The organism is Ligilactobacillus equi DSM 15833 = JCM 10991, assembly GCF_001435735.1.
Classification (GTDB): domain Bacteria; phylum Bacillota; class Bacilli; order Lactobacillales; family Lactobacillaceae; genus Ligilactobacillus; species Ligilactobacillus equi.
The window spans coordinates 22,315-28,338 of the sequence record NZ_AZFH01000069.1 but is presented as its reverse complement, the minus strand read 5'-3'; the positions used below and the strand labels follow the sequence as shown (position 1 = coordinate 28,338).

Below are 6,024 nucleotides of genomic sequence, written 5' to 3'. Positions count from 1 at the left end.
GTGGAGCTTATATCCCCCCACTAAAGTAGGGGGATTTACGCTCCTTTTTCATTAAACCATAAGCTAATAACACATATAACTTTTCATAATACTTCTCCCCTAAAAAGCCGCAAGCACCCCTAGCTTGCGGTTTTTGTTTTGCACACATTCGCAAGTCCCTAACCATCTAGAGCTTATTCACTTAGTTGGTAGTGGTCAGGGTTGACATTGGCAAAGAGTGGAGATAATTGGCCGTGGCACAAGATCGTTAAGCGGTGCATTGCCCGTGAACAAATCGTGTAAACTAATTGTCTTTGGCTGTCGTCACCGTAATTTTGGGCGTTAGCATCCCACATAATAATCGCATCGAATTCTAAACCTTTAGCGAGGTAAGATGGAACCACCAAAGTTCCAGGTACCAAACGTTGGTTTTCTGTGCGAATTAAGGTTACCTCTTGTCCTTGAGCTTTAAGTTCCGCTGTAATGGTTTCACATTCCGCCAAAGTCTTCCCAATAATCGCCGTCGTCAATTTTTCTTGGTCGTTAGTAGCCAACTGTTGAACTGCTTTACTTAGCATCGCTGCTTGACTATCAGTTTGGAAAATGACTGGTTTTTCTCCCGCACGTTCGAAGGCTGTGACCGCCTCACCATTAATTAAGACCTCTTTGGTAAAGTCGGTAATTTGTTGGGTAGAACGGTAAGACTTGGTTAATTGCACAACACTTGTCTTTTCCTTATCAAACATAGTCCCAAGCTCTTTTAACAAGCTGTGGCTGTTCTCTCCAGTAAAGATAGCTTGGTTCAAATCCCCTAACAAGGTAAACTTGGCATTTGGGAAGGAGAATTTTAGATAGGCTAATTGGTAGGCCGTGTAGTCTTGAATTTCATCAACGAAGACGTGGCGCATTTCCGTTTCTCCCCGACGGCCACATACTAAATCAAAGAGGTAAAGAAAGGCTGTTACATCTCCCAGAGAAACTTTCTTTTCTTTAAAGTCTGCCTTAACAGCTTCTACATGCGCTTGCCATTCTGCAAGACTGACTTCATATTTAGCGAGATTAACTAAGCGTGGCACCGCCTTTAGAAAAGCCAAATATTGCATCCGAGGGCTGAGGAATTGGTTCTTAATAATCTTTTTGTGCACTGTGCTAAATTCGCGCATGACAAATTGCCGGCCCAAAAAGTCCATTTCAGCATCCCCACTCTTAAAGTTACGGGAGTGGTCACCATAAAGTTGGTCTAATTGTTGCTTACTTAAACCTTGAATGGCTTCTTGGACCCGTTCAGAACGCGCTGCCTTATTAATTCGCTTGTTAAGCTTTTTAATCAAGGCTTCGCGGGTCGCTGATAAGCGCACCTTGAGGTGATAGTTTTCGTTAAAACTGTAATAAATATCCTTGATGGTCTCTTTGGAAAAGAAAACTTCACCGTTTAACTTGATTGGCCGTACCCGCAAACCTTGCGTTTCTAAACTACGCGCATAGCGGGTGGTAGCTTTAAAGAATTCGAGGCTATCTTTTAGCTTTTGAATTTTTTGCGTCGCTGGTGCTTCCACTTTTTCAAATCGTTCTTGAAGGGTTTCGACCCGTAAATTAGGTACCCGCCGTTGACTGTATTGATAAAAGGTCATTTGAACCATATTGTGTTCCCCCATTTCAGGTAACACTTGGTCAATATAGTCATTAAACAATTGGTTAGGTGAGAATAAAATCACTTGGCTAGACTTTAATTTCCCCCGATATTGGTAAAGTAAGTAGGCTACTCTTTGTAAGACCGCAGAAGTCTTCCCAGAACCAGCGGCCCCTTGAACAAAGAGTAAGTCAGATTTAGTATCCCGGATGATTTTATTTTGTTCTCTTTGGATGGTGGTTACGATACTCTTCATCTTAATATCAGAATCTTCCCCCAAGACTTCCAATAACATTTGGTCACCCAAGGTTTCATCGGTATCAAAAACCGTCAAAATTTGGCCATCTTCCACCATAAATTGCCGTTTTAATTCCAGATTAACTTTGCGTTCGCCATCTGGAGTCAGGTAAGTTACTTCACCTAAACCTTGACCATCATAATAAATACTGGAGATAGGCGCTCGCCAGTCATAAACCAAGAAATTATCAGGCCCATCAGAAAAAGTCCCTAAACCGATATAAGCCACTTCCTTACTCTCACCTTCTTCGGTGAAGTCAATGCGTGCAAAGTAAGGCTTGTGTTCCAAGCGTTCCAAGGTTTCAAGACGACGTTTGGCTTGGTTTAAGTTACTTTCTCTTTCCTGGAGTAATTGTTGTTGTTGCCGGACAGTCAAAGCCGTTTCCATCATACCCGAATAAGTTGACGTTTTAAGGCGGACATTCTTGGAAAAATCGTCCTTGATAGTCTTGCTATCAGCTTCAACCTTCGCAACCGTTTTGCCTTCCTTAACTTGTGCTTCTTTAATTTTAGCAACGACTGCGTCCATCCGTTTTTGTTCTGTTTCTTTAATTGTGGCCATAACTTAACGTAAGCCCCCTGTCTTCAAATTTTCAGTATTCTATTTTAGCATGTTTTCCAACTCGCTTTCAATCAAAAGACTTCATACTCTTAGGCTACAAACTAAACGGTATCCGTGCTACAATGAAAGTGAATTTGACATAAGAAAGGAACTAACATGGCTTTTAATGTTTACTTTATCCGTCACGGACAAACAATTTTAAATAAATACAACCGCATGCAAGGTTGGTGTGACTCACCTTTAACAGCTAAGGGCTTAGCTGATGCTAAAGAAGTCGGTCAAAAACTTGCTGAAATCAAATTTGACCATGCCTTCCACAGTGATACTATGCGGGCTCAAAATACCTGTCTTAACCTTTTAGCCCAAAACAAGCATGAAACACCAACGCCAGCTGTTATGCCTGAATTTCGTGAACAAGGTTATGGCTACTTTGAAGGAGCTGATTCTGGTAATGCTTGGATGATGATTGGCGGTCCGCACGGTTGTCGTACATTTAAAGAATTAATTACCACTTACTCCATTGAAGAAGCTCGCAACTTTGCCAAGGAAGCCGATCCCTTCAACGATGCTGAAAATGATGCCGACTTCCAAGCACGCATTGACCTTGGTTTGGCTAAACTACGCCAACAAACACACGACGGTCAAAATATTGTTATCGTTAGTCACGGTACGACTATCCGGAGTCTAGTTCACCGCTTTGCTCCCGAAACTGATATTACTATCGGCCCACGCAACGGTTCGATTACTAAATTCAGTATCAGTGATGACCAAGTTAACTTAGAATTTTACAACCACTAATAAAAAAACGTCCCAGTTTGGACGTTTTTTTGTTGCAAATTTTATTCTTCCACCGGAGTCATTTTTCCAGTCACATAACTAAGACGATACCCCGGTTCGATATTAGGAATCACCACATTCAGTTTGAATTTGCCATTTTGGCTCCGCGCTTGAATGTGGTAACACCGTGGAATAACCTCATTATCTGCATGATACATGGGTTCAACCTGATAACGCACATTATCGTACTTCCTAACGGCCTTTAAGACTTCCTTTTCAATTTCAGCTTGTAAGACCGCATTCGACCAGCGTGTTTGTGGCGTAAGATTGGTGCGCTTGTTTGCCTTGGTTTTTAAAATCTTATCATTGAACATACTTCGGGCAATCAAGTGTCCCCGCGTTAAACCAGGGGCAAAACCCAACGGATCGGTGGTAATTGGACCCTTATTACTAAGACGTGGTAAGTTACTTTTTACCAACCACATACTAGCCTTAATCGGCCTTTGTTTATTATCAACGCGTAAAGCCGGCATATTTTTGGTTTTGGGTTGCGTGAAAGCCAAACGAGTCTTATTTTCATTGCAGATAAAAATATTACTCTGATTATCGAAAAATAACTTATCACCATCTAAGTTATATTGCTTTTGAATGTTATCCGTAACCGTTGAACGTGCGCGGTTAGAAACTTCTTGGGAAATATGAGCATACTCGCCTTCTTCCGGCTGATTAGCACTCATCTTTTCCAGGTCATGTTGCTGATTTTTTTGCGGTGCTTTAAGTTTCAATGGAGCTTCAAAACTATTTTCTAAGACCTTTGGCTTAGATACTGATTGTTTTTCTTCTTTAAGCGCCTGTAAGCGTTGTGTAACTTTTGCTACATCTGTTGGCGTTTGAACTTCTTGGACTTCCATGCCAAGAAAATCCAAAACTTCTTGGCGAATCAACGCATCAATCTCGGCCTGTCTTTGTTTCTGTTTAGCTACCAGTTCAGCCTTCAAACTCTCAATCTGTTGACTAAGCTCGGCTTCCTCCGCCAAAAGTTGGTTAAAACGTTCTGTTTCCACCACAATCTACCTACCTTTTAACAATATAATCTAAAATTTTATATAATAGCTCGATGTTAGCTTTAGGGATAGGGTAAGCCATTAATTCATCAGGATATTGAGGGTATACCGTATCCTTTAGAAAATTTCCATCGTTAAGCACAATTTCGCGAATATCATCAGGTAAAACTTCCAGATGGAATTGTAGACCGACCACATTATCTCCTACCATGATTGCTTGTTGAGCAGTGTGCTCGTTATTATAGAAGGTTTTAATTTGGCGAATAGCCGGTAATTCAAAGTAGCATTGCTCTTGATGCCAGTGAAAGGCCGTCAAAGCAATCGGAAGACCTGGGATAACTTCATCTTGGCGCTCAATCATTCCCCAGCCGGCCTCCTTACGGCCCTTAACAATCTGAGCTCCCATAACTTTACCAATTTGTTGCATCCCAAAACAAATTCCCAAAACTGGTTTGCCCACTTCCATCATATTAGCAATTAAAGCTCTTTCTTCTAAAATCCAATCATCATGGTCTTCAACACTTTGGGGGCCACCTAATAATACTAACAAATCAGTATTTGCGGCTTTAGGCAACTTAGTTCCCATTGTTGCTGGATGGTAAATGTAAAGTTCGTGACCATGTTGGTGGGCCCAATCTGCGATTGCTCCGGGACCCTCGTTAGGAGTATGCTGTAATACATTAATTCTCATTTTGGACCTCTTTTCGTAAAAACGATTTCGTTAACTTTTATTTTACCACTTTATCGTTCACTTAACATTATGAGCGCTTCCTCAGAATCCTATTTTTTTCTTAAATTTCGCCCATGACATTTTTAACAAACCTTATCACAAAGATAATGAAAACGCTATCTTTTGCATGTTATAATGCAAGTGAAAAAGAAAAAGCAAGGAGGAATTGACCATGTTTAACTTTATCTTACGTAATCCCAAAACCACTAACCCATCCCAAAAAGAAAAAGAAGCCCACGTACAAGCAAAAAACTACGAACGTTTTGTTGCGGCTAACTACGGGCAAACCCTCGATCAAGCTGTACCACAACAGTGGGTTGTTTCTAAAGAAAAATACTATACGCGTTAATTAATATCCCCAAAAAAGTCCACTGCTCGGTTCGGCAGTGGACTTTTTACGTTTAGTAAGCTGAAACTAATTGACCATTTGAAACAGTATAAGCCGCAATGACAGGGTTAACACTAGGATCAACGTCCTTGCCGTTTTCAATCATTTTAGCATGGTTTTCGTGCACCGATAAAATATCACCATCAGCGGTAACATATAGTTCTGAACTGTCTAAATTGTTGTCTTTGGCCGCCTTAGCTAAAGCTTGCGGTGCATATTGCATGACACCAGTTACCTGACTTGAAGAAGTAGCAGCGGTCTCACTTTCACTGGTAACCTGACTAGCACTAGAACTACTTTGACTTGTAGCGGAATTGCTAGCACTGGTCATACTAGTACTGTTATTGGTTTTAGTTGTAACCTGGCTATTATTAGAACTCTTAGCCTTTGCTACCACCTTAGCCGTTGAGCTAGTGGCAGAAGATTGATCCTGGGCTTGGTCAGAACCACAAGCCCCCAAAACCAAACTTAAGGTCAAAATAGGCAAATATAATAAACTAATTTTTTTAAGTTTCATGTTTCTTCCCTTTAACTTTCTTAATTTCCTTCATCTAATTACATGCTTAATCATAATCTGTCCCTCTTTCCACGTCAAGA

General features: G+C 40.9%; 6 protein-coding genes. 2 read left to right on the top strand and 4 right to left on the bottom strand.

What is annotated here, in order from left to right:
• Positions 1-173: 173 nt before the first annotated feature.
• A complete protein-coding gene (helD, locus tag FC36_RS06230; RefSeq protein ID WP_025020937.1) occupies positions 174-2,468 on the bottom strand; it encodes an RNA polymerase recycling motor HelD in 2,295 nt (764 codons plus the stop codon).
• 156 nt (positions 2,469-2,624) lie between these two features.
• Between helD and FC36_RS06225 the strand changes: the two genes are divergently transcribed.
• On the top strand, positions 2,625-3,266 hold the full coding sequence (locus FC36_RS06225) for a histidine phosphatase family protein (protein ID WP_023859979.1): 642 nt from the start codon (positions 2,625-2,627) through the stop codon (positions 3,264-3,266).
• A 41-nt stretch (positions 3,267-3,307) separates the two neighbouring features.
• Here the strand turns inward: FC36_RS06225 and FC36_RS06220 are convergent, their stop codons facing one another.
• Together FC36_RS06220 and FC36_RS06215 are read right to left on the bottom strand one after the other, a co-directional pair.
• Complete coding sequence (locus FC36_RS06220) at positions 3,308-4,309, bottom strand: DNA/RNA non-specific endonuclease (protein WP_156409521.1); 1,002 nt, start codon at positions 4,307-4,309, stop codon at positions 3,308-3,310.
• A 10-nt stretch (positions 4,310-4,319) separates the two neighbouring features.
• Entirely contained in the window at positions 4,320-5,000 is a 681-nt protein-coding gene (locus FC36_RS06215; RefSeq protein WP_023859977.1) for a type 1 glutamine amidotransferase, read from the bottom strand.
• A 211-nt stretch (positions 5,001-5,211) separates the two neighbouring features.
• Between FC36_RS06215 and FC36_RS11885 the strand changes: the two genes are divergently transcribed.
• Positions 5,212-5,388 (top strand): hypothetical protein, encoded by a 177-nt coding sequence (locus tag FC36_RS11885; protein ID WP_023859976.1) that lies wholly within the window; start codon positions 5,212-5,214, stop codon positions 5,386-5,388.
• A 52-nt stretch (positions 5,389-5,440) separates the two neighbouring features.
• On the opposite strand, the gene FC36_RS06210 is transcribed toward FC36_RS11885, so the two are convergent.
• Positions 5,441-5,944, bottom strand: a complete 504-nt coding sequence (locus FC36_RS06210; RefSeq protein ID WP_025020939.1) for a hypothetical protein — start codon at positions 5,942-5,944, stop codon at positions 5,441-5,443.
• Positions 5,945-6,024 lie beyond the last annotated feature (80 nt).

Coding starts and splice junctions, on each gene's coding strand:
- FC36_RS06210 (WP_025020939.1), bottom strand. CDS start 5,944: ATGAAACTTAAAAAAATTAGTTTATTATATTTGCCTATTTTGACCTTA.
- FC36_RS06225 (WP_023859979.1), top strand. CDS start 2,625: ATGGCTTTTAATGTTTACTTTATCCGTCACGGACAAACAATTTTAAAT.
- FC36_RS06215 (WP_023859977.1), bottom strand. CDS start 5,000: ATGAGAATTAATGTATTACAGCATACTCCTAACGAGGGTCCCGGAGCA.
- FC36_RS11885 (WP_023859976.1), top strand. CDS start 5,212: ATGTTTAACTTTATCTTACGTAATCCCAAAACCACTAACCCATCCCAA.
- helD (WP_025020937.1), bottom strand. CDS start 2,468: ATGGCCACAATTAAAGAAACAGAACAAAAACGGATGGACGCAGTCGTT.